Here is a 22,678-nt window from a genome sequence, read left to right as displayed (position 1 = left end):
TCCCTGCCCCCCCGCTCCTTGCCGGCTCGGGCCCCCCCCCGCCCGCGCCGCGCGCCGGTGTCCCTGGCGGCCGCCGCGCCGCCCGCGGGCCCGGGGGCCTCCGGCGGGCCCTCAAACGCCGGGCAGGCTGGGTTCGCCCCCGCGGGGCCGGGGAGGCTTCGCGCCCCGCGGACAGGCACGATGGACGGGCACCCCGCCCACCCACCCACTCCGGAGGAGGACCCCCCGTGCACACCCCCAGCCGCACGCTCACCACCGTCGTGCACACCGCCTTCTTCCTCCTCCTCACCTCCTCCGTCGCCCGCTTCCTGCTGCGCCACCCCGGCGAACCCCGCACCCCGTGGATCATCGCCCTGAGCATCACCCTGGCCCTCCTCTACTGCCTCGGCCCCACCACCGCCAAAGCCACCCCCACGCCCACCCCCACCGGGGACCCGGCCCGGCCCACCCCCCGCCACCTCGCCTGGCTCACCCTCGTCGTCACCACCTGGGTGGTCCTCGTCCTCCTCGCCCCCAGCTTCGCCTGGTGCGCCGTCCCGCTCTTCTACACCGCCCTGCGCACCCTGCCGCCCCGCGCCGCCGTCATCCTCGTGGCCCTCCTCACCGCCTTCGTCGTCGCCGCCCAGCTACGGCTCGCCACCGCCTTCGACCCCAACCTGCTGCTGGCCCCGCCCGCCGTCGCCGCCCTCGCGACCGCCGTCTTCGTCCACATGGAGCGCCAGAGCCGGGCCCAGCGGACCCTCATCGACGACCTGCTGCGCACCCGCCGGGAACTGGCCGCGACCGAGCGCCGCGAAGGCACCCTCGCCGAACGCCAGCGCCTCTCGATGGAGATCCACGACACCCTCGCCCAGAACCTCTCCAGCCAGCGGATGCTGCTCCAGGCCGCCGAGCGGACCTGGGACGCGGACCCGGCCACCGCCCGCGCGCACGTCCGTACCGCCACCGGCATCGCGGCCCGCGGCCTGGCCGAGGCCCGCCGCCTGGTGCACGACCTGGCCCCCTCGGAACTCGCCGACGGCGTCCCCCTCGCCGAGGCCCTCCGGGGGCTCGACGCCGGTCCGCAGGTCACGGTGCGCTTCCACCTGGAGGGCGCCCCCGTGCCGCTGCCCGACCGGACCCAGTCCGCGCTGCTCCGGATCGCCCAGGGCGCCCTCGCCAACGTCCGCGAGCACTCCGGCGCCCGCACCGCGGCCCTCACGCTCAGCTTCCTCGGCGACCAGGTGGTCCTGGACATCGCCGACGACGGCAGCGGCTTCGCCACCCCCGGGACCGGTTCCGCGGCGCCCGCCCCCGACCGCCCCGACCGCGGCCACGGCCTGCCCGCGATGCGCGCCCGGGTCCGCCAGCTCGGCGGCACCCTGACCGTCGAATCCACCCCCTCCGAGGGCACGGTCCTGTCCGCCGCGCTCCCCCTGACCCTCGACACCCCCAGCGCACTGGAGCCACCCCGATGACCCGGACGCCCCCGCAGGCCCGCACGACCCCGCCGCACGGGACGGCCCCGACGACGATCCTGCTCTGCGACGACCACCTGGTCGTCCGCGCCGGCCTGCTCGCCCTCCTCGGCAGCGAACCGGACATCGAGGTCGTCGGCGAGGCCGGCAACGGCGAGGAGGCCGTGGCGCTGGCCGCCGCGCTGCGCCCCGACGTCGTCCTGATGGACCTCCAGCTCGGCGAGGGCATCGACGGCATCGAGGCCACCCGCCGCATCGCCGCGCTCCCGGGACCGCCCCCGCCGCACGTGCTGGTGCTGACGACGTACGACACGGACGCCGACATCACGCGCGCCATCGCCGCAGGCGCCACCGGCTACCTGCTGAAGGCCGAACGCCCCGAGGAACTCTTCGCCGCGATCCACTCCGCCGCCCAGGGCCGCACCACGCTCTCCCCGCCCGTGGCCAGCCGCGTGATGGCCCACATGCGCGGCACGAAACCCACCCTGACCGAACGCGAACTGGACATCCTCGGCCAGCTCGCCCGCGGCCTCGGCAACCGCGACATCGCCCGCGCCCTCTTCATCAGCGAAGCCACCGTCAAGACCCACCTCGGCCGGATCTACGACAAGCTCGGCGTCGACACCCGCGCGGGCGCCGTCTCGGTCGCCAAGGAACAGCGCCTCCTCCCGTCCTGACCGGAACGCCGCGAGCCCCCGCCCCCGTACCCACCACCCCGTACCCCCCGGCGCCACTCGCCCGGAACCGGACAGTCACGCCCCCTCTTCGGACAACCACACCCCGCCCCCCGCCCCACCCCTGTCCCCCGCGCACCCGCCGCTGGCACGCTCCGCTCCACGCGCCCCACCCCGGCGCCGCCGCCCGCGAAGGAGCCCGAGTGACCCACCCCGCGTCCTCCCCCCGCACCCTCGTCCGCCTCGCCACCGCCACCACCGCGGTGCTCGCCGCCACCCTCGCGACCCTCGCCGCCCCGGCGAACGCCGCCCCGGCGGACCCCGCCACCACCAGCGCCACCGCCGAACGCCTCACCGCCCGCCCCGGCGCCACCGTCACCGACCCCGACGGCACCACCCACACGCACTACGACCGCACCCTCGGCGACGTCCCCGTCATCGGCGGCGACCTGATCGTCCACCAGCGCCCCGACGGCTCCCGCACCACCACCGACACCACCACCCCGGCCGCCCTGCGGACAGCCGCCACCACCACCGCCCGGACCCCCGCCCCCGCCCCCGGCGCCCGCCGGATCATCTGGGCCGCGACCGGCGCCCCCGCCCCCGCCTGGGACACCCTCACCCGCACCCCCCGGCCCGACGGCACCCCGAGCGAGCTGCACACCGTGACCGACGCCCGTACCGGCGCCGTACTCGGCTCGTACGACGCCGTCCACGCCGGCACCGGCACCAGCCAGTACGCCGGCACGGTCCCCCTCGGCACCACCCCCAACGGCGCCCTCCACCAGCTCCGCGACGTCCCCCGCGGCGACCAGCGCACCCTCGACGCCCTCAACCAGACCACCGGCGGCGTCCTCTTCACCGACGCCGACGACCTCTGGGGCAACGGCACACCCACCAACCGCCAGACCGCCGGCGTCGACGTCCACTACGGAACCGCCGTCACCTGGGACTTCTACCAGGGCGTCCTCGGCCGCAACGGCATCCGCGGCGACGGCCGGGGCATCACCTCCCGCGTCCACTACGGCACCAACTACGGCAACGCCTTCTGGTCCGACTCCTGCGGCTGCGTGAACTACGGCGACGGCGCCCCCGGCACCGGCAAGCCCCCCACCTCCCTCGACATCGTCGGCCACGAGATCGCCCACGGCCTGACCGCCGCCACCGCCGGACTCCTCTCCTCCGGCGAACCGGGCGCCCTGGGCGAAGCCACCTCCGACATCCTCGGCACCGCCGGAGAATTCTTCGCCGAAAACCCCGCCGACCCCGGCGACTACCTCATCGGCGAACGCGCCTACCCCGGCGCCCCGCGCACCATGGACCGCCCCAGCAGCGACGGCTCCTCACGCGACTACTGGTCCCGCGACATCGGCACCCTCGACCCCCACGCCGCCTCCGGCCCCGCCCGCCACTTCTTCTACCTCCTCTCCGAAGGCAGCGGCCGCAAGGTGATCAACGGAGTCACCTACGACTCCCCCACCTACGACGGCTCCAAGCTCTCCGGCATCACCCGGGAGAAGGCCGTCCGCATCTGGTACCGCGCACTCACCGTCCACCTCACCTCCGCCTCCACCTACTCCCGCGCCCGCACGGCCACCCTCCAGGCCGCCACCGACCTCTACGGCGCCACCAGCACCGAACGCACCGCCGTCGCCGCCGCCTGGAACGCCGTCAACGTCCACTGAACCCACGGCCCGGCCACCCCCGGCCCCGGACGCCCCTGCGGCCGCACGGTGCGCCGGGCCGTGACACCATCGACTACGTGCTCGACATCGGCTACTCCCTCTCCCGGCGCTTCCCCGACCCCCCGCAGACCGACTACCGCTCGGCGGACGTCCACTCCCTGCGCCACGACCTCTTCTGCGGCGACGTCTACCTCGCCGACACCCACGCCGACCGGGAAGTGTCCACAGCCTGGGGATGGGTCCCCGTCCTCGACTTCGCCTGGGCCCTGTGCGACATCGTCGAGCAACTCGACCAGGACCCCCGCGGCAGCCGCGCCGCCAACCGCCAGTACGCCGAACTCGACTTCACCGAATCCCCGGACCGCATGCTCTTCGAACGCCGCTTCGGCTGGGTCGACGTCGAAGCCGACTGGATGGACCCCGAGGAACCCCCCCTCACCTTCAGCCACCGCCTGCTGCGCCGCGAGGCCCGCGACTTCCTCCACGACGTGATCGCCGACCTCACCGACATGCACGACGGACTGGCCGACAACCCCACGATCTGGACCCTCCAGACCCGCTTCCCCCGCGTCCCCGCCTAAAGCGGCAACGACCCGCGACCCCCTACCCCTCCACCCGCAACCCCACCTGCGCCGCCAGCACCGGAGCCAGATCCAACAGCTGCGACGAACTGATCACCGCACCCGCCAAAGACTCCACCCCCCGCGCGATGTCCAGCTCCACCGCCCCCCGCAGATCCACGTCCGTCATCCGCGCCCCGCCGAAATCCACCCCGCGCAGCGCACAGTCGACGAACTCCACCCGCTCCAGCACCGCCCCCGCGAAATCCGCCTCCACCAGGACACAGCTCTCGAAGACCACGTCCCTCAACCGCGCCGTCCGCAGGTTCAGGTAATCGATCTTCCCGCCCCGCACCAGCACCCGCTCCAGCACCGCCCCGTGCAACTGCACCCCGCCCCACCGCACCTCGCGCAGTTCCACATCGCGCAGCGAAGCCCCCGCGAGGTCCGTACCCACCCCGCGCACCCCCTCCAGCACCGCGTCCACGAACCGCGCCCGCGCCAGCCCCGTCCCGTCCAGCGAACAGCGCCGCAACGCGCAGTCCAGGAACCGCGCCCCCGCCCCCTCCTGCCCGCCCAGGTCCCGGTCCGCGAACTCCAGCCCGTCGTAATCCCCGTCCGGCTCCAGCTCCGCGTCCCCGAAGGGCCGCAGCCCCGGCAACCGCACCTCTGCCCGCCGCACGGCCTTCACTTTTCGCACCATGGACCCATCCTGGCCCACCCCACCGACAACGCGCCCAGCGCTAGCCCCCCAGCTCCGCGAGCGCCCCGTCCGTCAGCCGGAACACCGTCCACTCCTCCTGCGCCACCGCGTCCAGCGACTCGTAGAACCTGATCGCCGGCTCGTTCCAGTTCAGCACCCACCACTCCAGGCGCTCGTAACCCCGCTCCCGGCACAGCCCCGCCAGCTCCCGCAGCAACGCCTTCCCGTACCCGCCACCGCGGTGCTCCGGACGCACGTACAGGTCCTCCAGATAGATGCCGTGCACCCCGCGCCAGGTCGAGAAGTTCAGGAACCACAGGGCGAAACCCGCCACCTCGCCCTCCGCCGTCTCCGCGATGTGCGCGAACACCGCCGGACGCTCACCGAACAACGCCTCCCGCAGCTGCTCCTCCGTGGCCCGCACCTCGTGCAAGGCCTTCTCGTAATCCGCGAGTTCACGGACCATCGCGTGAATCGCGGGGACATCGGCTTCAGTCGCTGTACGGATCATTCCCGCAGCCTAAGCCGCGCCCCAGGCGAGTACACCGTCCCCGCACACGGGCCCGAACCCTGGACACCCGTGCGGAACGCGGTGTACCACTCCCCCATGAGCAGCACGACGATCAACGGCGGCATCTCCTTCTGGTACGCGACGGACGGCACCCCGCCACCCCGCGAACCCCTGACCGGCGACGCCACGGCGGACGTCGTCATCGTCGGCGGCGGCTACACCGGACTCTGGACCGCCTACTACCTCAAACGAGCCGCCCCCTTCCTCCGGATCACCGTCCTGGAGCAGAAATTCTGCGGCTACGGCGCCTCCGGACGCAACGGCGGCTGGCTCTACAACGGCATCGCCGGCCGCGACCGCTACGCGAAGCTGCACGGCCACGAGGCCGCCGTACGCCTCCAGAAAGCCATGAACGACACCGTCACCGAGGTCATCGACACCGCCGCCAAAGAAGGCATCGACGCCGACATCCACCACGGCGGAGTCCTCGAAGTCGCCCGCAGCCCCGCCCAGCTGAACCGCCTCAAGGCCTTCCACGCCGCCGAAACCGCCTTCGGCGAAACCGACCGCGTCCTGCTCGGCGCCCGCGACACCCGCGCCCGCATCGACGTCGCCGACGCCGTCGGCGGCACCTGGAGCCCGCACGGCGCCCGCATCCACCCCGCCAAACTCGTCACCGGCCTCGCCGACGCCTGCGAACGCCTCGGCGTGACCATCCACGAATCCACCCCGGTCACCGCCATCGCCCCCAAGCAGGCCGTCACCCCCTACGGAACCGTCCGCGCCCCGTACGTCCTGCGCTGCACCGAGGGCTTCACCGCCTCCCTCAAGGGCCAGAAGCGCTCCTGGCTCCCGATGAACTCCTCGATGATCGTGACCGCCCCGCTGCCCGCCGCCACCTGGGACGCCCTCGGCTGGACCGACCGCGCCACCCTCGGCGACATGGCCCACGCCTACATGTACGCCCAGCGCACCGCCGACGACCGCATCGCCCTCGGCGGCCGCGGCGTCCCCTACCGCTACGGCTCCCGCACCGACAACGACGGCCGCACCCAGCCCGCCACGATCGAAGCCCTCACCACCCTCCTCACCTCCTTCTTCCCCCAGCTCACCGGCGTCCCGGTCACCCACGCCTGGTCCGGCGTCCTCGGCGTGCCGCGCGACTGGTGCGCCTCGGTCACCCTCGACCGCGCCACGGGCCTGGGCTGGGCCGGCGGCTACGTCGGCTCGGGCGTCGCCACCGCCAACCTGGCCGCGCGCACCCTGTGCGACCTGGTCCAGCAGGACTCGGGCCAGTCCGGCCCCACGGCCCTGACCACCCTCCCGTGGGTCAACCACCGCGTCCGCCGCTGGGAACCGGAACCCTTCCGCTGGCTCGGCGTCCAGGCTCTCTACGCCGCCTACCGCGAAGCCGACCGCCACGAAACCACCACCCACGCAGCCACCACGACCCCCCTGGCCCGCCTGGCCGACCGCATCTCGGGCCGCCACTGACGGGCACACAAAAGGCCCCGGGCAACCGCCCGGGGCCTTCCGCTTTCGTTCGAATCCCCTTGATCAACAAGCCGCTGACCTGGGATGGGGCCCCCTGTCGGATTCGAACCGACGACCTTTCCATTACAAGTGGAGTGCTCTGGCCGGACTGAGCTAAGGGGGCACATGTGACACTGCGCAGCGCACAGAATCGCCTTCACTCTACACAGCAGCCAGACACCGCCGCGAAGACCTTTCCGGTCCCCGTAACCCCTCGCCCGTCAGTTCGTTCTCCGTACTGAAGTGCCCGTCCGACTATCGGACCGTAGGGGTGGGAGGGTTCGTGGCCGAAGCCGCGGAGCAGAAGGAGCGCCTCATAGGCGCCGAGGCCAAGCGCCTCAAGCGCGAGGTCCTGGGCGTCCCGGACCAGCGCAAGCACCAACAGCGCGCAGCGAAGCCGCTCACGAGCCGTACGAAGGAACCGGGCACGCAACAGCGGACGTACCGTTACCGCTTCTACCCCACTGACACACAGGCCGAGCAGTTGCTGCGGACGTTCGGCGCCTGCCGCTGGGTCTACAACGAGGGCCTGGCCCTACGAGTGAAGGCGTGGGAGGAGCACCACGTCGCCCTCGGCTTCGCCGAGACCTCCCGGGCGTTGACCGGCTGGCGCAGGGCCCCGGAGACCCCGTGGCTACAAGAGGTGTCATCGACCGTACTCCAGCAGTCACTGCGCCATCTCGACTCGGCGTACAGCCGTTTCTTCAAAGGAACGGCGAGGTACCCGAAGCCGAAGCGCAAGCACCGGTCGCGGGATTCGGCGACCTACGTCCGTACCGGCTTCCGGTGGCACGAGGACCCCGAGCGGCCCGGTACCGGGCTCATCGCCCTGGCGAAGCAGACGGAGCCACTGGACGTGCGCTGGTCCCGCCCGCTCCCCGCCGGGATCACGCCGGTGAAGCTGACGGTGACGCGTGACCGCGCCGGACGCTTCTTCCTCTACGTCCTCGTGGAGGAGCGGATAGCGCGGTTGCCCACCGCCTTCGTCCCCGGCACGGACGTTCCGAAGGCCGTCGGGATCGACCTCGGACTGACCGCCCTGGTCACCCTGGACGACGGCAGCACGGTGGACCACCCACGGCTGCTGAAGAAGTACGAAAAGAAGCTGGCCCGGCTCCAGCGGGAGCTGCACCGCAGGCGGAAGGGGTCGAGCAACCGCGGGAAGACCCGCGCGAAGATCGCCAAGCTGTACGCACTGATCAGTGATGTCCGCAAGGACAGCCTCGACCAGCTCACCACCCGCCTCGTGCGCGAGAACCAAGTGCTCGTGGTGGAAGACCTGGCCGTCGCGAACCTCCTGCGCTCCTCGAAGCTGAGCAAGGCCATCAGCGACGCCTCGTGGGGCATGCTCCTCGACATGCTCCGGTACAAGGCGGGCTGGTACGGGCGCACCGTGGTCGTCGTGGACCGGCTCTTCCCCTCCACCCGACGCTGCTCCAGCTGTCATACGAAGGGCGAGCGGCTGGGCTTGTCCGTGCGGTCGTGGACGTGCGCCGCGTGTGGAGCCGTCCACGACCGTGACGGGAACGCCGCGGTGAATCTCCGCGACGAGGGACTGCGGCTGTACCGGGTGGTGACAGCGGCGCTCCCGACCGGGAAGGCGCCGCCGTCGGTCATCCGCGCGTCGGAACTGCCCGAGTGCGTCACGGCGGCATAAGCCGTACATGAGCAACAGGCCGACGGGCCGTCGGTCTCCATGCCTGTGGAGTCTGTGTAAGACCTCCCGGTGCATCCCTCAGGGGTGCACCGGGCGGCAGCGGATGGTGAAGCAGGAAGTGTCACTCGCGAGAGCGGCAATGGGGTCAAAAGTGTGTGGCTCTGCCCCCCCCACCAGGTCAAAAAGCCGGTGCTCTGCCCCCTCACACCCCCGGGTACCCCACCCGCGCCAGCCTCGGGGCCACCGCCTCCAGCGGCAGGCCCGGGTTGAGGGCGTCCACGACGGCCTGGGTCGGGGGGCGCAGTTCCCAGAGGTGGCGGACCGCGTCCAGGGGGAGGTCGCTCTCGTAGTAGTCCTCGGCGAAGGCGTGGTAGGCCTCCGGGGTGCCCGCGGCCAGGACGGCGAAGAGGTGGTCCGTGCCGTCGGGGTCGGGGTGGCCCGCCGGGAATTCGACCGTGCCCGCCCGCCAGGCCGTGTCACCGGTTTCGCGCCAGAAGACGGCGGTGGCGTTGATGACGCCCTCGTCCGTGGCGAAGGCCGCCTCGGTCAGCTGCGGTGCGAACACCTCCGGCATGCCGTCCACCAGCCCGGGCCAGGGCGCCGGGTCGTCGTCGCTGGCCCACGGGCTCATCGGCGATTCGTGGTCGAAGCCGCAGCCGAAGACCCCGTCCGGGGTGAAGACGACGGCGTAGTCGTCGCCCGAGCCGTTGTCCATCAGGGCGGCCTCCTCCCCCGGGCCCCAGGCGAGGGCGTAGGAGAAGTAGCCGCCGCTCTCGTTGCCGCTGATCACCAGTTCCAGTGCGGCCATCGCCCGGCAGCGGTCGCGCAGGGTCGCTATGTCGGGCAGGGCGCGGGTCAGGTCGTAGACGGTCATGGACGGGATCAAAGCAGCCGCCTCTGACAGTCTGCGCCGGCCATAAGCGAAGTCACCCGGTCCAGGTGCTGACAGGAGCGGACCGCGGCAGGTAGCGTCGGGCGGAGTCCGGTTGACTGGACTAGACCTTCCTACTCGGATCGTCCGGCACGTTCCTGCCGGTAGAAGGGATTCACCACCATGGCTTCTGTCACGTTCGACAAGGCGACCCGCATTTACTCGGGGGGCGACAAGCCCGCCGTCGACCAGTTGGAGCTGCACGTCGAGGACGGCGAGTTCCTCGTGCTCGTCGGCCCCTCCGGCTGTGGCAAGTCCACCTCGCTGCGCATGCTCGCGGGGCTGGAGGACGTCAACGGCGGCGCGATCCGCATCGGTGACCGCGACGTCACGCACCTGCCGCCCAAGGACCGGGACATCGCGATGGTGTTCCAGAACTACGCGCTGTACCCGCACATGTCCGTCGCCGACAACATGGGCTTCGCGCTCAAGATCGCCGGCGTGGACAAGGCCACCATCCGCAAGAAGGTCGAAGAGGCCGCGGACATCCTGGACCTGCGCGCGTACCTCGACCGCAAGCCCAAGGCCCTCTCGGGCGGTCAGCGCCAGCGCGTGGCGATGGGCCGCGCCATCGTGCGCCAGCCGCAGGTCTTCCTGATGGACGAGCCGCTGTCGAACCTGGACGCCAAGCTCCGCGTCAGCACCCGTACGCAGATCGCGAGCCTCCAGCGGCGCCTGGGCATCACCACCGTGTACGTCACGCACGACCAGGTCGAGGCCATGACCATGGGCGACCGGGTCGCGGTGCTGAAGGACGGTCTGCTCCAGCAGGTGGACACCCCGCGCAACATGTACGACCGCCCGGCGAACCTCTTCGTGGCCGGCTTCATCGGCTCGCCCGCGATGAACCTGGTGGAGGTGCCGATCACCGACGGCGGCGTGACCTTCGGCGACGCCCTGGTCCCGATCGCCCGCGAGGCGCTGTCCGCCGCGGCGGACGCGGGCGACCGCACGGTGACGGTCGGCGTGCGTCCCGAACACTTCGACATCGCCGCCGAGGGCGGCCTGGCCGTGACGGTCAACGTCGTCGAGGAACTGGGCGCGGACGGCTACGTGTACGGCACGGCGACGATCGACGGCAAGGAGCAGGACATCGTGGTCCGGGTCAACGGCCGTCAGGTGCCGGAGAAGGGCTCGGTGCTGAACGTGGTGCCGCGCGCCGGTGAGACGCACGTCTTCTCGACCTCTTCGGGCGAGCGGCTCGCCAACTGATCGATGGGTGGCGGGTGTTGGGCGTGCTCGGGCGCGCCCAACATTCGTTTTCCCCGCCAATCGGGTGGTTTTCGAGCAGCGTTCGTCAACGCCCCATTCGAAAAGCCACGTCGAACCGTCCCCCGACCGGGTGACTAAATGTCGCCATATCTTCACCGAGCGCTACTCTCGCCTTCGTGACCCACTCTGCCCGCCGTATCGGCCGTTCCCTCGCCCTGGTCCTGCCCGTCGTCCTGGTCCTGTCCGGGACCCTCGCGGTCACCATGGTTCCCTGGGCCGACAGCACCCCGTCCCAGATCCTCACCGCCTCCGCCGAGAACGTGAACGTTCCCGCGAAGCCGCTCGCCGCGCAGGACGTGCTGCGGGCGAAGCTCCTCGGTGAACTCCAGCAGGGCCAGGAGCCCGGCGTCGTCCTCACGCACCTCCAGCAGGAGGTGGACCGGCGGCCGTCGCTCGCCGACCACTGCGTGGGCATCGCCCGGGCCATCGGCCGCGCCGCGGTGGACGTGTACGGGCCCACGAAGGCGCAGACCTTCGCGCGGCCGGTGTGCGACACCTCGTACGCCGCGGGTGTCGCCTCCTTCAGCTGACCGGCCCGCTTCCCCGCTCCGCCCGTCTCGTCCGCCCTGCCCGTACAGCCCCGTTGGTCATACCGCGGCCGCGCACCCCGGCCCGCTCCTCCCAGGCACCGCCCGGCGGTGGTCCTGGCGGGCGGCCGGGGTGCGCGGCCGTGGCCGTACCCGGTCGGCCGCCGGGGGGCGCGTAGCCGGCGGTCCTCCCGCCGCCCCAGGGGCCCCCTGGCGGGCGATCGGCACGGCGGAGGCCCGGACGGGCCGGCCACGCGCCAACGGGCCCTCCACGGGCGGGACTCGGCCCTCGGGCCACGCGTCCCGCTCCCGGCTCCCGGCTCCCGGCGGCAGCGCGCACGCGTGACGGGGCCCGGTACGCGAGATGCGCGTACCGGGCCCCGTGAGTCGTGCTGCGCCGGGCGGGTCAGCCGCCCAGCAGCCCGCCCACCAGTCCGGGCTTCTTCGCCGGGCTGGAGGCACCGCCGTTGCCCGTGCCGGAGGACTTCTGCGGGGTGGACTGGCCGGAGGTGGTGCTCCGCTGGGGCTGGCTCGTCCCGGAGCGGGTCGCGGACGGCGATCCGGCGCCGCTGCCCGCCGTGGACTTCGACGGCGCGCCCGTGCTGGTCCGGCCGGTCTTCGCGGGGGTCTCGGAGGGCTTCGCGGAGGGGACGGCCGTCTTGGAGGGCTGCTGCTTCGCGGGGAGGCGGGAGGTGGAGGGTGCCTGCGGCAGCGGGGAGCCGGGCAGGTAGTTGCTGGGTGCCTGGCCGGGGCCGGGGACGGTGACGACGGTCGAGGAGCGGACCGCGCCGCCGAGGAGGGAGCCGACGAGGAGGGTCAGTCCGCAGACGACGGTCGCCATGACCGCGCCGCGCCGCAGGACGCGGCGCCGCAGCCGCCAGATCTCGGAGCGCGGGCCCAGCGTGCGCCAGGCCTCGCCCGCGAGCCGGCCGTCCAGGGAGTAGACGGGGGCGCCCGCGATGATCAGCGGGCTCCAGGCGGCGAGGTAGATGATGTCGGGCGCGTCGTAGGCGGGGACGGTCTTCCAGCTGACGGTCATCAGCAGGGCCGCCGACAGCAGCGCGCCGAAGCAGGCGGCGAAGCGCTGCCAGAGGCCGAAGACGGTGAGGACGCCGACCACGACCTGGAGGAACGCCACGCTGAGGCCCGCGCCGACCGGGTGGGCGAGGGCGAAGTCGCGCAGCGGTTCGGCGAGCGCCCAGGGGTGCAGGGTGCGCAGCCAGGTGACCATGGAGCCGCGTTCGCCGCCGTCGAAGTAGACGGGGTCGCAGAGCTTGCCCATGCCGGCGTAGATGGAGATGAAGCCGAGGAAGACGCGCAGCGGGAGCAGCACGACGCCGAGGTTCATGCGGCGGCCGGGGTAGTACGAGGCCTGGCCGCGGGTGTCGCCGTTGGCGCGCCGGGTGTCTTCGCCGGGAGCGCCCGTGCGGTCGGGGCCGTCGCCGTACTGCTCCGCGTGGGGCAGGCCGCGTACGGGCGCCATCGAGCGGGTGTCGTCGGGGTCGCCGTAGCTGCGCTGGCCGATGACGGTGGGTGTGGTGAGGGTGTCGTCGGCGAGGTCCTGGGCGAGGTCGATGCGCGGGATGACCTGGGTGTCGCCGCCGTCGTACTCGTCGTGGCCGCGTCCCGCGTCCCGGACGGCCTGGAGCAGTCCGCCCATTGCGGCGGCGTCGCCGGGGGCGGACTTGCCGCTCCAGACGACGGGGGCGCGGCGGCGGGCCGCCCCCGCGGCGATCGCGGCCCCGGCGAGGGCGGGCGCGCGGCCCGGGAAGGGGCCGTTCGCGGGGGTCTTGGGACGCGCGCTCGGGCTCGGAGCGAGCCGCACACGGAAGCTGGCGTGGTTCACGATGACCTGTGCGGGGTCGCACGGCACCTTGACCATGCTCAGCGCGGGCTGTTCGTCGAACCCTGGCGTTCTGGTGTCCACACTCATCTAACCGAGTGATGGGTGTTTAGGACACTGCCTTGACAGCAGGGATGTGTCCGAGGCCCGTCAAGATCAAGCCATGTGGGCGGTCGGGGCGGGGACCGGCCGGGTGAAAGCGTTCACCCGGTCCGGTACCGAAGGGGACCGCTCAGGCGCGGCGGCGCGCGGCCTCGTAGAGGACCACACCGGCCGCGACGCCGGCGTTGAGCGATTCGGCGCCGCCCGGCATCGGGATGCGGACGAGGTAGTCGCAGGTCTCGCCGACGAGGCGGCCGAGGCCCTTGCCCTCGCTGCCGATGACGATGACGACGGGGCCGCCGAGGTGTTCGAGGTCGTTGACCGTGTGGGTGCCGTCGGCGGAGAGGCCGACGATGGTGAGGCCTTCCTTCTTGTAGGCCTCCAGGGCGCGGGTCAGGTTGGTGACCCGGGAGACGGGGGTGCGGGCCGCGGTGCCGGCGGAGGACTTCCAGGCGCCGGCGGTCATGCTGGCGGCGCGGCGCTCGGGGATGACCACGCCGTGGCCGCCGAAGGCGGAGACGGAGCGGACGATCGCGCCGAGGTTGCGGGGGTCGGTGACGCCGTCGAGGGCGACGATGAGGGGGTCTTCGCCGTTGTCGTAGGCGGCGGCCGTCAGCTCGTCGGGCGCGGCGTACTCGTAGGGCGGGACCTGGAGGACCATGCCCTGGTGGTTGAGCCCGTTGGTCATGCGGTCGAGCTCGGGGCGCGGGGCTTCCATCAGGTTGATGTTGCCGCGCTCGGCCGCGAGCTGGAGGGCTTCGCGGACGCGCTCGTCGTTGTCGATGAACTGCTGGACGTAGAGGGTGGTGGCGGGCACGCCGTCGCGCAGGGCCTCGAAGACCGGGTTGCGGCCGACGACCATCTCGCTGGTGCCCTTGACGCCGCCGCGGCGGGGGGCGGGGCGGCGCTTGGCGGCGGCCTTGGCCATGGCGTTGCCGATGCGGTTCTTCTTGTGGCCCTTGCGTTCGGCAGCGGGCGGCGTGGGGCCCTTGCCTTCCAGGCCCTTGCGCCGCTGGCCACCGCTGCCGACCGTAGCGCCCTTCTTGTTGGACGTGCGGCGGTTCCTGCGCTGGCTGTTCCCGGCCATGACCTCTACCTGTTTCGTTTGTTCAGCAGTGTGTACGTATGAAGAGTGTGCCGCCCGGAGCGCCGGGCGGCACGACGAGCTGGGCTCAGCGGGGGCCGAGCGTCCAGCGGGGGCCGCTCGGACCGTCCTCGACGACCAGCCCGGACTGCTGGAGCTGGTCGCGGATCGCGTCCGCGGTCGCCCAGTCCTTGCGGGCCCGGGCGGATTCGCGCTGTTCCAGGACGAGGCGCACCAGCGTGTCGACGGCGCCGTGCAGGTCTTCGCCGCGGTCGGTCTCGCCGGCCCAGTGCGGGTCGAGCGGGTCGAGTCCGAGGACGGCCAGCATGGCCCGTACCTCGGAGAGGCGGGCGATCGCGGCGTCCTTGTCGTCGGCGGCGAGCGCGCTGTTGCCCTGGCGGACGGTGGTGTGGATGATCGCGAGGGCCTGCGGGACGCCGAGGTCCTCGTCCATGGCCTCGGCGAAGGCGGGCGGTACCTCGGTGGCCGGCTCGACGGGCGCGCCGGCCTTCTCGATGACGCGCTGGATGAAGCCCTCGATGCGGGCGAAGCCGGATTCGGCCTCGCGCAGGGAGTCCTCGCTGTATTCGATCATCGAGCGGTAGTGCGGGGTGCCGAGGTAGTAGCGCAGGACGATCGGGCGCCAGTTCTTGACCATCTCGGAGACGAGGACGGAGTTCCCGAGGGACTTCGACATCTTCTCGCCGGACATGGTGACCCAGGCGTTGTGCACCCAGTACTTCGCGAACTCGTCGCCGTAGGCCTTGGCCTGGGCGATCTCGTTCTCGTGGTGCGGGAAGATCAGGTCGAGGCCGCCGCCGTGGATGTCGAAGGCGCTGCCGAGGTACTTGTGCGCCATCGCGGAGCACTCCAGGTGCCAGCCGGGGCGGCCGCGGCCCCAGGGGGTCTCCCAGTCGGGCTCGCCGGGCTTGGTGGCCTTCCACATGGCGAAGTCGCGGGGGTCGCGCTTGCCGGTGATGCCGCTCTCGGTGGGCTGGCGCAGGTCGTCGATGTCCTGGTGGGACAGCTCCAGGTAGCCCGGGAAGGAGCGCACGTCGAAGTAGACGCTGCCGTCGGCCTCGTAGGCGTGGCCGCGCTCGATCAGGCCGCGCATCATCTCGATCATCTCGGGCACGTGGCCGGTCGCGCGCGGCTCGTAGGTGGGCGGGAGGCAGCCCAGCGCGTCGTAGCCGTCGTTGAAGGCGCGCTCGTTCTCGTAGCCGATGGACCACCAGGGGCGTCCCTGGTCCTCGGCCTTCGTGATGATCTTGTCGTCGATGTCGGTGACGTTGCGGACGAAGGTGACGTCGAGGCCGCGGTAGGTGAGCCAGCGGCGCATGATGTCGAAGTTGAGGTACGAGCGGACGTGGCCGATGTGCGGTGCCGCCTGCACGGTGGCACCACAGAGGTAGATCGAGACGCAGCCCGCGACGAGCGGAGTGAAGTCACGGATCTGCCGGGCGCTGGTGTCGTACAGGCGAAGAGTCACGGCATCCAGGGTAGTGCGCGTGCGGCAGTGCCCCGCGACCCTTTCGGGGCCGCGGGGTGCCTTTGTTGCCGAAGCGGTGCCGTGCGGGGCGCTCGTGGGGTCGCGCTCAGGCCCGGCTCGTGCGGTACACCAGCGCGGTGGCGATCGCGGCGAGGCCCTCGGCGCGGCCGGTGAGGCCGAGGCCGTCGGTGGTGGTGCCGGAAACGGAGACGGGGGCTCCGGCCGCGGCGGTCAGTGTCTTCTGCGCTTCGTCGCGGCGCTTGCCGATCTTCGGGCGTACGCCGATGACCTGCACGGCGATGTTGCCGATCTCGAAGCCCTCGGCGCGGACGATGCGGGCCGCCTCGGCCAGGAGGGTGACGCCGGAGGCACCGGACCACTCGGGGCGGGAGGTGCCGAAGTGCGCGCCGAGGTCGCCGACGCCGGCCGCGGAGAACAGGGCGTCGCAGGCGGCGTGGGCCGCGACGTCGCCGTCGGAGTGGCCGGCCAGGCCGTCCTCGCCCTCCCAGAGCAGGCCGGCGCACCACAGCTCGCGGCCGGTCTCGAAGGCGTGGACGTCGGTGCCGATGCCGACCTGCGGGAGGAGCGGGGCGGCGGATCCGGGGCTGGTGGACGGCGGTCCGGGGCTAGTAGACATCGGTGGCCCTCCTGCGGGCGAGTACGGCCTCGGCGAGGACCAGGTCGAGCGGGCGGGTCACCTTGAAGGCTTCCTCGTGGCCGGGGACGAGGACGACGGACACGCCGAGCTTTTCCACCATTCCGGCGTCGTCGGTGGCGCCCTCGCCGTTGACGGCGATGCGCTCGTGGGCGCGGACGAGGGTGGCCAGGTCGAAGCCCTGCGGGGTCTGGACGGCGCGCAGCCGGGCCCGTTCGGGGGTGGCGACGACCGGCTCGGGCTCGCCGGGTGCGCCGGGCTCGACTTCCTTGACGGTGTCGGCCAGCGGCATCGCGGGGACGACGGCGGGGGCGCCGTCGCGGACGGCCTCGATCACCGCGTCCACGGTGTCGACCGGCACCAGGGGGCGGGCCGCGTCGTGGATGAGGACGGAGGTGATGGTGTCCGGGAGGGCGCGCAGGCCCGCCCGTACGGATTCCTGGCGGGTTCCGCCGCCGGGGACGACGACGACGTCGGTCCGCTCGGGCAGGGCGTGCTCGTCCAGGAGGTGCCTGACCTCGGCGGCGCCCTCGGGCGGGGCGACGACGACCACGAGGGAGACGGCGCGGGAGCGGGCCATGGCGCGGACGGCGTGGACCAGCATCGGGATGCCGCCGAGGGAGCGCAGGGCCTTGGGCGCGCCCGGGCCCAGCCGGGTGCCGCGGCCGGCCGCGGGGATCACCGCGGCGGTGCGGTGGGGGCGCGTTTCGTCATACATCCGTGGTGGCTCCGGGTTTGTGGCTTCGGCCCGCGTGGGTATGGCCTGAGGGGTGCCGGGTGCGACGCCCTCGCCCCTTCCGTGACGACCGGTCGAGCCGGCTGCCCGGACCCGGTACGCCACCGCGCCACGCGCGGCGGTGGCATGAGGTGCTGCGGGAGACAGACATGCCGCAGCGCCCGGCGACAGTCCTCTCGGCGGGCGAGAGGGCCGTCATCGGGCACCGCGGCACGACTGCTGTGGAGAAGGTTCGTCGCGTCAGGACGCGAGAACCTCGTCGAGGAGGGCCTCGGCCTTGTCCTCGTTGGTGTTCTCGGCGAGCGCGAGCTCGCTCACCAGGATCTGGCGCGCCTTCGCGAGCATGCGCTTCTCGCCCGCGGAGAGCCCGCGCTCGCGCTCACGGCGCCACAGGTCACGGACGACTTCCGCAACCTTGATGACGTCGCCAGAGGCGAGCTTCTCCAGATTTGCCTTGTAACGACGAGACCAGTTCGTGGGCTCTTCGGCGTACGGTGCACGAAGCACCTCGAAGACCCGGTCCAGCCCGTCCTGGCCGACTACGTCGCGAACGCCTACGAACTCCGCGTTGTCCGCAGGTACGCGAACGGTCAGGTCACCCTGGGCGACCTTGAGCACCAAGTAGGTCTTGTCCACGCCTTTGATCTGGCGAGTTTCGATAGCCTCGATCAGCGCGGCCCCGTGATGGGGATAGACCACGGTGTCGCCAACCTTGAACGTCATGTGACAGGTACCCCTTCCGTGGCTATCCAGGGTAACACGAGAACCGACTGTTATGAATGGCGTTTTCGCAGGTCAGGGCCTATCTCGGGGCTTGACAACAGCGACACGAACGTGCTGCGCAGGGCTTCCGGAAGGGGGTATTCGCAGGTCGGAGCCACTGCGCGGACGCACAGAATCGACCACGCTACACCCGCGGAGCGGTGTGCTCGACGTGACGTACGTCCCGTTTTGCGCGTTTCGGCGCGGTGAAACCGAACTACTCCGTTCGACTGGTGAGGCGGATCTGTAGCGGGTTCCGGCCCAATCCTGAATTGATCACGGAGAGCTGTTCGAGGGAATCCCGGAATTGATCACTAATTGCGGGATCGGCCGGACCGGTCCAGGGTCGCCCGCACGCTGCGGAGGGTCGGGTGCGGGGGCGGGGTGGCGGCTCGGTAACCTAAGCCCGCTGACACACCCTTAGGGCGCCTTTACCGGCGCCCTGACGCACGACCGCACGACCACGCACGACCGCACCACCGCACCACCGCACCACCGATCACCGTCCTCCGTCCGTACGTCCTAGGAGTTGCCGCCGCCGTGAGCCGCAGCCTTCGACGCGGCGCTCTCGCCGCCTCCGCCCTCGCGTTCTCGATCGTCTCGCTCGCCGCCTGCGGCGCGGGCGAGGACGCACAGACCCTCGCCGTCACGCCGGACACCGCCTTCGTCACCAAGGGCGACATCAAGGTCCAGAACGCGCTGGTCATCACCCAGGGCGCGAAGGACGGCAAGGGCCCCGCCGTCGTCTCGGCGACCGTCTTCAACGCGGGCGCCAAGCCGCAGACCCTCGACGCCGTCACCCTTCAGGGCGCCACCGGCAAGGTGACGCTGAAGGACGCCACGGGCGCCGGCAAGGTCACCGTGCCCGCGCACGGCTCCGTCGTGCTCGGCGGCAAGGGCAACGCTTCCGCCGTCATCGAGGGCGGCCGCCAGGCCGTCAAGGACGGCGACGCCCAGAAGGTCGTCTTCCAGCTGAGCCAGGCGGGTGACGTGGAGCTGGCCGCTCTGGTCGTCCCCTCGACCGGGTACTACGCGGGCTTCGGCCCGACCGAGGCCCCCGCCGCCGGTGCCTCGCCCTCGGGCAGCGCCTCCGCGTCCCCCTCGGCCTCGGCCTCGGCGTCCGCTTCGGCGTCCACGTCCGCGTCCCCGTCGGGTGCGCAGTCCGGCGCCCCCTCGAACTCGGCGTCCCCCTCGCACAGCGCCGGTCACTGACGCAGGTACCGGTACGGAAGGAGGGCCTCCCCGAATCCGGGGAGGCCCTCCTTCACGTTCCACGTTCCGCGCGGTGCGGGCGCGGTTTACGGTTCGAACTTGTAGCCGAGGCCCCGGACCGTGACCAGGTAGCGCGGCGCGCCCGGGTCCGGCTCGATCTTGGCGCGCAGGCGCTTGACGTGGACGTCGAGGGTCTTGGTGTCGCCCACGTAGTCCGCGCCCCAGACCCGGTCGATCAGCTGCATGCGGGTCAGCACCCGGCCCGCGTTGCGCAGCAGCATCTCCAGGAGGTCGAACTCCTTGAGCGGCAGGTCGACCTTGCCGCCGCCGACGGTGACCACGTGGCGGTCGACGTCCATGCGGACGGGGCCGGCCTCCAGGGCCGCCGGGGTGACCTCTTCCGGTTCGCCGCGGCGGCGCAGGACGGCCCGGATGCGGGCGACCAGCTCGCGGGAGGAGAAGGGCTTGGTGACGTAGTCGTCGGCCCCTATCTCCAGCCCGACGACCTTGTCGATCTCGCTGTCCTTGGCGGTGACCATGATCACCGGCACGTTGGACCGGCCGCGCAGCTGGCGGCAGACCTCGGTGCCGGGGAGCCCCGGGAGCATCAGGTCGAGGAGGACGAGGTCGGCGCCGTTGCGCTCGAACTCGTCCAGCCCGTCGGGCCCGGTCGCGGCGATGGCGACCTCGAAGCCCTCCTTGCGGAGCATGTAGGACAGGGCGTCGCTGAAGGATTCCTCATCCTCGACGACGAGCACTCGGGTCACGGAAGGACCTCCGGGGCAGGAATGGCTGGTTCGGGTTGGAGCACGGGTCGGGCGGGTGCGGGGGCTGCCGCGGTGCCGGGTACGGCGGCCTCGGGAAGCCGCAGGGTGAAGGTGGAGCCCTGCCCCTCGGAGCTCCACACGCTGACCTCGCCGCCGTGCGAGGCGGCCACGTGCTTCACGATGGCGAGGCCGAGGCCGGTGCCTCCCGTGGCGCGGGAGCGGGCCGGGTCCACGCGGTAGAAGCGCTCGAAGATGCGCTCACGGTCCTTCTCCGGGATGCCGATGCCCTGGTCGGTCACGGCTATCTCGATCAAGTCTCCACCCGGCGCGTTCACCCGGCGCGCGGCGATGCCGACGCGGGTGCGGGCGGGGCTGTAGTTCACGGCGTTCTCGACCAGGTTCCCGAGGGCGGCGGCGAGCTGCCCCCGGTTGCCCCAGATCCGCAGGTCGGCGGTGCCGCCGACGGCCATGGTGATCTGCTTGGAGGAGGCCGTGTGGCGGCAGCGGTCGATGGCCTCGGCGACCAGGGTGTCGGCCCGGACCGGCTCGGCGTCCTCCAGCGGGTCGTCGTTCTGGACCCGCGAGAGGTCGATCAGCTCCTGGACGAGGTTGATCAGCCGGGTCGCCTCGATCTGCATGCGGCCGGCGAAGCGGGTGACCGCTTCGGGGTCGTCGGAGGCGTCCATGACCGCCTCGGACAGCAGGGAGATCGCGCCGACGGGGGTCTTGAGCTCGTGCGACACGTTGGCGACGAAGTCGCGGCGGACCGCTTCGATCCGGCGGGCCTCCGTGAGGTCCTCGACCAGCAGCAGCACGAGGCGGGAGCCGAGGGGGGCGACCCGCGCCGAGACGGCGAGGGCCTCGCCGCGGCCGGTGCCGCGGCGCGGGAGGTCCAGCTCGATCTGGCGTATCTCGCCGTCGCGGCGGGTGTCTCGGGCCATGTGGAGCATGGGCTCCACGGCGAGTTTGCCGCCGCGGACCAGGCCGAGGGCGTACGCCGCGGAGCTGGCCTTGACCACCGCGTCACCTTCGTCCAGTACGACGGCGGAGGAGCGGAGTACGGAGAGGACGGTGTCCACTCCGGGCGGGAGTACCGCGTTGATGTCGGGGCGCATGGAGCTCCGGGTGGGGCGGGCTTGGTCGCGCTCGCTCCAGCGGAACGCCAGCATGGCGATCACACCGGTGCAGAGCCCGGCGATCGCTGCAGCTGCGGCGACCGCCGCGTTCACGTCCATGTGTCCAGGTTAAGCAGGTGCGACGACACTTCCACAGCCGTTCGGGTGGCACCTCGAACAGTCGTCGCCCAGAGTTCACCCTGGCGACGGGGTTGATTCACTTGGGGTGCCGGAGCCGGACGCGTTCACGGCTCAGCGTGGCACCGTGGGGCACGAGGCCCCGGCTCCCGGGGCACGGGCACGACGGGCACCGGCACGACGCGAGAGAGGGACACCCACATGCGGGACGCGTACCACGAGGAACTCGACTCGATCGGAGAGGGCCTGGTCGAGATGGCCCGGCTCGTCGGTTCCGCGATCGGCCGGGCGACGACGGCCATGCTCGACGCCGACCTCAAGCTCGCCGAGAGCGTCATCGCCGCCGACCAGAAGGTGGACGACCTCCAGCACGACCTGGAGGCCCGCGCCATCGCGCTGCTGGCCCGCCAGCAGCCCGTCGCCACGGACCTGCGCATCGTGGTGACCTCGCTGCGCATGAGCGCGGACCTGGAGCGCTCCGGCGACCTCGCCCAGCACGTGGCGAAGCTCGCCCGGCTGCGCTTCCCGGACACGGCGGTCCCGCGGGACCTGCACGCGACGATCCTGGAGATGGGTCAGCTGGCGCAGCGCCTGATGGCGAAGGCCGCCGAGGTCATCATCACCAAGGACGTCGACCTCGCGCTCCAGCTGGAGCAGGACGACGACGAGATGGACCAGCTGCACCGCACGCTGTTCCAGCACCTGATGGACGACCGCTGGAAGCACGGCATCGAGACGGCGGTCGACGTGACGCTGCTGGGCCGCTACTACGAGCGCTTCGCGGACCACGCGGTCTCGGTCGCCAAGCGCGTGGTGTACCTGGTGACGGGCGAGCACGCGGACGAGCTGCAGCCGCCGACGGCGCCCGAGGGCTCCTGACGGCGCATCACGTCGCCTGCGCCAATGCGCCGTTGACGCGCCCGTGCGGCTGGGCATGAATGAGGCAAAGGCAGTACGACCGGTACGCCTGCGAGGAGGAACCATGTCCGATTCCCCCGTCCCCATCACGCCCGAGCAGGAGCACCAGCCCCCGGAGGTTCTGCGCCTGCCCCTGCTCGCGGCCTGCGGCTGCGGCTCGGGCTGCGGCTGCGGCTGCCAGTCCGGCGCCCCCTGCCAGTGCGGCGGCTGACCCAGTCGTCTGCTCGCCGGTACGCGAGAGGCCCCGCCCGACAGCCGTCGGGCGGGGCGGGGCGGGGTGCGGGGTGGCAAACCCAGTAAAACCAAAAAAAAACCCAAAAATAATGTTTTGAGTGTGTTTTTTTTAA

22 protein-coding genes and 1 tRNA gene are annotated in these 22,678 nt (G+C 72.0%); 11 read left to right on the top strand and 12 right to left on the bottom strand.

What is annotated here, in order from left to right; genetic code table 11:
* The first annotated feature begins 227 nt into the window (after window positions 1-227).
* From ABZY31_RS29595 to ABZY31_RS29580, 4 genes are all read left to right on the top strand, one after another.
* Complete coding sequence (locus ABZY31_RS29595) at window positions 228-1,457, top strand: sensor histidine kinase (RefSeq protein ID WP_356416416.1); 1,230 nt, start codon at window positions 228-230, stop codon at window positions 1,455-1,457.
* Window positions 1,454-2,134 carry a response regulator transcription factor gene (locus ABZY31_RS29590; RefSeq protein ID WP_356416413.1) on the top strand — a complete coding sequence of 227 codons (681 nt, stop codon included), beginning with the start codon at window positions 1,454-1,456 and terminating at the stop codon, window positions 2,132-2,134. The genes ABZY31_RS29595 and ABZY31_RS29590 overlap by 4 nt, the downstream gene beginning before the upstream one ends.
* Window positions 2,135-2,334: 200 nt before the next feature.
* Window positions 2,335-3,816 carry a M4 family metallopeptidase gene (locus ABZY31_RS29585; RefSeq protein ID WP_356416410.1) on the top strand — a complete coding sequence of 494 codons (1,482 nt, stop codon included), beginning with the start codon at window positions 2,335-2,337 and terminating at the stop codon, window positions 3,814-3,816.
* Window positions 3,817-3,893: 77 nt separating this feature from the next.
* On the top strand, window positions 3,894-4,397 hold the full coding sequence (locus ABZY31_RS29580) for a hypothetical protein (RefSeq protein WP_356416407.1): 504 nt from the start codon (window positions 3,894-3,896) through the stop codon (window positions 4,395-4,397).
* Between the two features lie 22 nt (window positions 4,398-4,419).
* Here the strand turns inward: ABZY31_RS29580 and ABZY31_RS29575 are convergent, their stop codons facing one another.
* Both ABZY31_RS29575 and ABZY31_RS29570 read right to left on the bottom strand, forming a co-directional pair.
* Window positions 4,420-5,079, bottom strand: a complete 660-nt coding sequence (locus ABZY31_RS29575) for a pentapeptide repeat-containing protein (RefSeq protein WP_356416405.1) — start codon at window positions 5,077-5,079, stop codon at window positions 4,420-4,422.
* A gap of 40 nt (window positions 5,080-5,119) precedes the next feature.
* Complete coding sequence (locus ABZY31_RS29570; RefSeq protein ID WP_356416402.1) at window positions 5,120-5,590, bottom strand: GNAT family N-acetyltransferase; 471 nt, start codon at window positions 5,588-5,590, stop codon at window positions 5,120-5,122.
* A 96-nt stretch (window positions 5,591-5,686) separates the two neighbouring features.
* Between ABZY31_RS29570 and ABZY31_RS29565 the strand changes: the two genes are divergently transcribed.
* Entirely contained in the window at window positions 5,687-7,084 is a 1,398-nt protein-coding gene (locus ABZY31_RS29565; RefSeq protein WP_356416399.1) for an FAD-dependent oxidoreductase, read from the top strand.
* Window positions 7,085-7,169: 85 nt separating this feature from the next.
* Here the strand turns inward: ABZY31_RS29565 and ABZY31_RS29560 are convergent.
* Window positions 7,170-7,247: transfer RNA gene (locus ABZY31_RS29560), tRNA-Thr, on the bottom strand.
* 159 nt (window positions 7,248-7,406) lie between these two features.
* On the opposite strand from ABZY31_RS29560, the gene ABZY31_RS29555 reads away from it, so the two are divergent.
* Entirely contained in the window at window positions 7,407-8,780 is a 1,374-nt protein-coding gene (locus ABZY31_RS29555) for an RNA-guided endonuclease TnpB family protein (RefSeq protein WP_356416396.1), read from the top strand.
* Window positions 8,781-8,982: 202 nt separating this feature from the next.
* Here ABZY31_RS29555 and ABZY31_RS29550 read toward each other — a convergent pair whose 3' ends face one another.
* Window positions 8,983-9,654 (bottom strand): hypothetical protein, encoded by a 672-nt coding sequence (locus ABZY31_RS29550; RefSeq protein ID WP_356416393.1) that lies wholly within the window; start codon window positions 9,652-9,654, stop codon window positions 8,983-8,985.
* Between the two features lie 180 nt (window positions 9,655-9,834).
* Here ABZY31_RS29550 and ugpC point away from each other — a divergent pair, with 180 nt between their 5' ends.
* A complete protein-coding gene (ugpC, locus tag ABZY31_RS29545; RefSeq protein WP_356416390.1) occupies window positions 9,835-10,923 on the top strand; it encodes a sn-glycerol-3-phosphate ABC transporter ATP-binding protein UgpC in 1,089 nt (362 codons plus the stop codon).
* A 176-nt stretch (window positions 10,924-11,099) separates the two neighbouring features.
* Entirely contained in the window at window positions 11,100-11,513 is a 414-nt protein-coding gene (locus ABZY31_RS29540; protein WP_356416387.1) for a hypothetical protein, read from the top strand.
* Between the two features lie 403 nt (window positions 11,514-11,916).
* On the opposite strand, the gene ABZY31_RS29535 is transcribed toward ABZY31_RS29540, so the two are convergent.
* The 6 genes from ABZY31_RS29535 to ABZY31_RS29510 form a co-directional block, all read right to left on the bottom strand.
* Entirely contained in the window at window positions 11,917-13,443 is a 1,527-nt protein-coding gene (locus tag ABZY31_RS29535; RefSeq protein WP_356416384.1) for a DoxX family membrane protein, read from the bottom strand.
* Between the two features lie 142 nt (window positions 13,444-13,585).
* Window positions 13,586-14,542: a 23S rRNA (guanosine(2251)-2'-O)-methyltransferase RlmB gene (rlmB, locus tag ABZY31_RS29530; RefSeq protein ID WP_356416381.1), complete on the bottom strand. Its 957-nt coding sequence runs from the start codon at window positions 14,540-14,542 to the stop codon at window positions 13,586-13,588.
* Window positions 14,543-14,627: 85 nt separating this feature from the next.
* Window positions 14,628-16,028 carry a cysteine--tRNA ligase gene (gene cysS / locus ABZY31_RS29525; protein WP_356416378.1) on the bottom strand — a complete coding sequence of 467 codons (1,401 nt, stop codon included), beginning with the start codon at window positions 16,026-16,028 and terminating at the stop codon, window positions 14,628-14,630.
* A 106-nt stretch (window positions 16,029-16,134) separates the two neighbouring features.
* Window positions 16,135-16,665 (bottom strand): 2-C-methyl-D-erythritol 2,4-cyclodiphosphate synthase, encoded by a 531-nt coding sequence (ispF, locus tag ABZY31_RS29520; protein WP_356416375.1) that lies wholly within the window; start codon window positions 16,663-16,665, stop codon window positions 16,135-16,137.
* Window positions 16,655-17,401 (bottom strand): 2-C-methyl-D-erythritol 4-phosphate cytidylyltransferase, encoded by a 747-nt coding sequence (gene ispD / locus ABZY31_RS29515; RefSeq protein ID WP_356416372.1) that lies wholly within the window; start codon window positions 17,399-17,401, stop codon window positions 16,655-16,657. The genes ispF and ispD overlap by 11 nt, the downstream gene beginning before the upstream one ends.
* Window positions 17,402-17,659: 258 nt before the next feature.
* The gene (locus tag ABZY31_RS29510; RefSeq protein WP_003953493.1) at window positions 17,660-18,142 is read right to left on the bottom strand and encodes a CarD family transcriptional regulator; all 483 of its coding nucleotides are present in this window, start codon (window positions 18,140-18,142) and stop codon (window positions 17,660-17,662) included.
* Window positions 18,143-18,721: 579 nt separating this feature from the next.
* Between ABZY31_RS29510 and ABZY31_RS29505 the strand changes: the two genes are divergently transcribed.
* On the top strand, window positions 18,722-19,393 hold the full coding sequence (locus tag ABZY31_RS29505) for a DUF461 domain-containing protein (RefSeq protein WP_356416369.1): 672 nt from the start codon (window positions 18,722-18,724) through the stop codon (window positions 19,391-19,393).
* A gap of 86 nt (window positions 19,394-19,479) precedes the next feature.
* On the opposite strand, the gene ABZY31_RS29500 is transcribed toward ABZY31_RS29505, so the two are convergent.
* Together ABZY31_RS29500 and ABZY31_RS29495 are read right to left on the bottom strand one after the other, a co-directional pair.
* Window positions 19,480-20,160 (bottom strand): response regulator transcription factor, encoded by a 681-nt coding sequence (locus ABZY31_RS29500; RefSeq protein ID WP_037795450.1) that lies wholly within the window; start codon window positions 20,158-20,160, stop codon window positions 19,480-19,482.
* On the bottom strand, window positions 20,157-21,395 hold the full coding sequence (locus ABZY31_RS29495; RefSeq protein ID WP_356416366.1) for an ATP-binding protein: 1,239 nt from the start codon (window positions 21,393-21,395) through the stop codon (window positions 20,157-20,159). The genes ABZY31_RS29500 and ABZY31_RS29495 overlap by 4 nt, the downstream gene beginning before the upstream one ends.
* Window positions 21,396-21,614: 219 nt before the next feature.
* Here ABZY31_RS29495 and phoU point away from each other — a divergent pair, with 219 nt between their 5' ends.
* Together phoU and ABZY31_RS29485 are read left to right on the top strand one after the other, a co-directional pair.
* Window positions 21,615-22,292, top strand: coding sequence for a phosphate signaling complex protein PhoU (gene phoU, locus ABZY31_RS29490; protein WP_356416363.1), 678 nt, complete (start codon window positions 21,615-21,617; stop codon window positions 22,290-22,292).
* Window positions 22,293-22,395: 103 nt separating this feature from the next.
* Window positions 22,396-22,542 carry a hypothetical protein gene (locus ABZY31_RS29485; protein WP_356416360.1) on the top strand — a complete coding sequence of 49 codons (147 nt, stop codon included), beginning with the start codon at window positions 22,396-22,398 and terminating at the stop codon, window positions 22,540-22,542.
* Window positions 22,543-22,678 lie beyond the last annotated feature (136 nt).

Source organism: Streptomyces sp. NPDC006529, assembly GCF_040611795.1.
Classification (GTDB): domain Bacteria; phylum Actinomycetota; class Actinomycetes; order Streptomycetales; family Streptomycetaceae; genus Streptomyces.
This window is presented reverse-complemented; position numbering and strand designations above follow the sequence as displayed.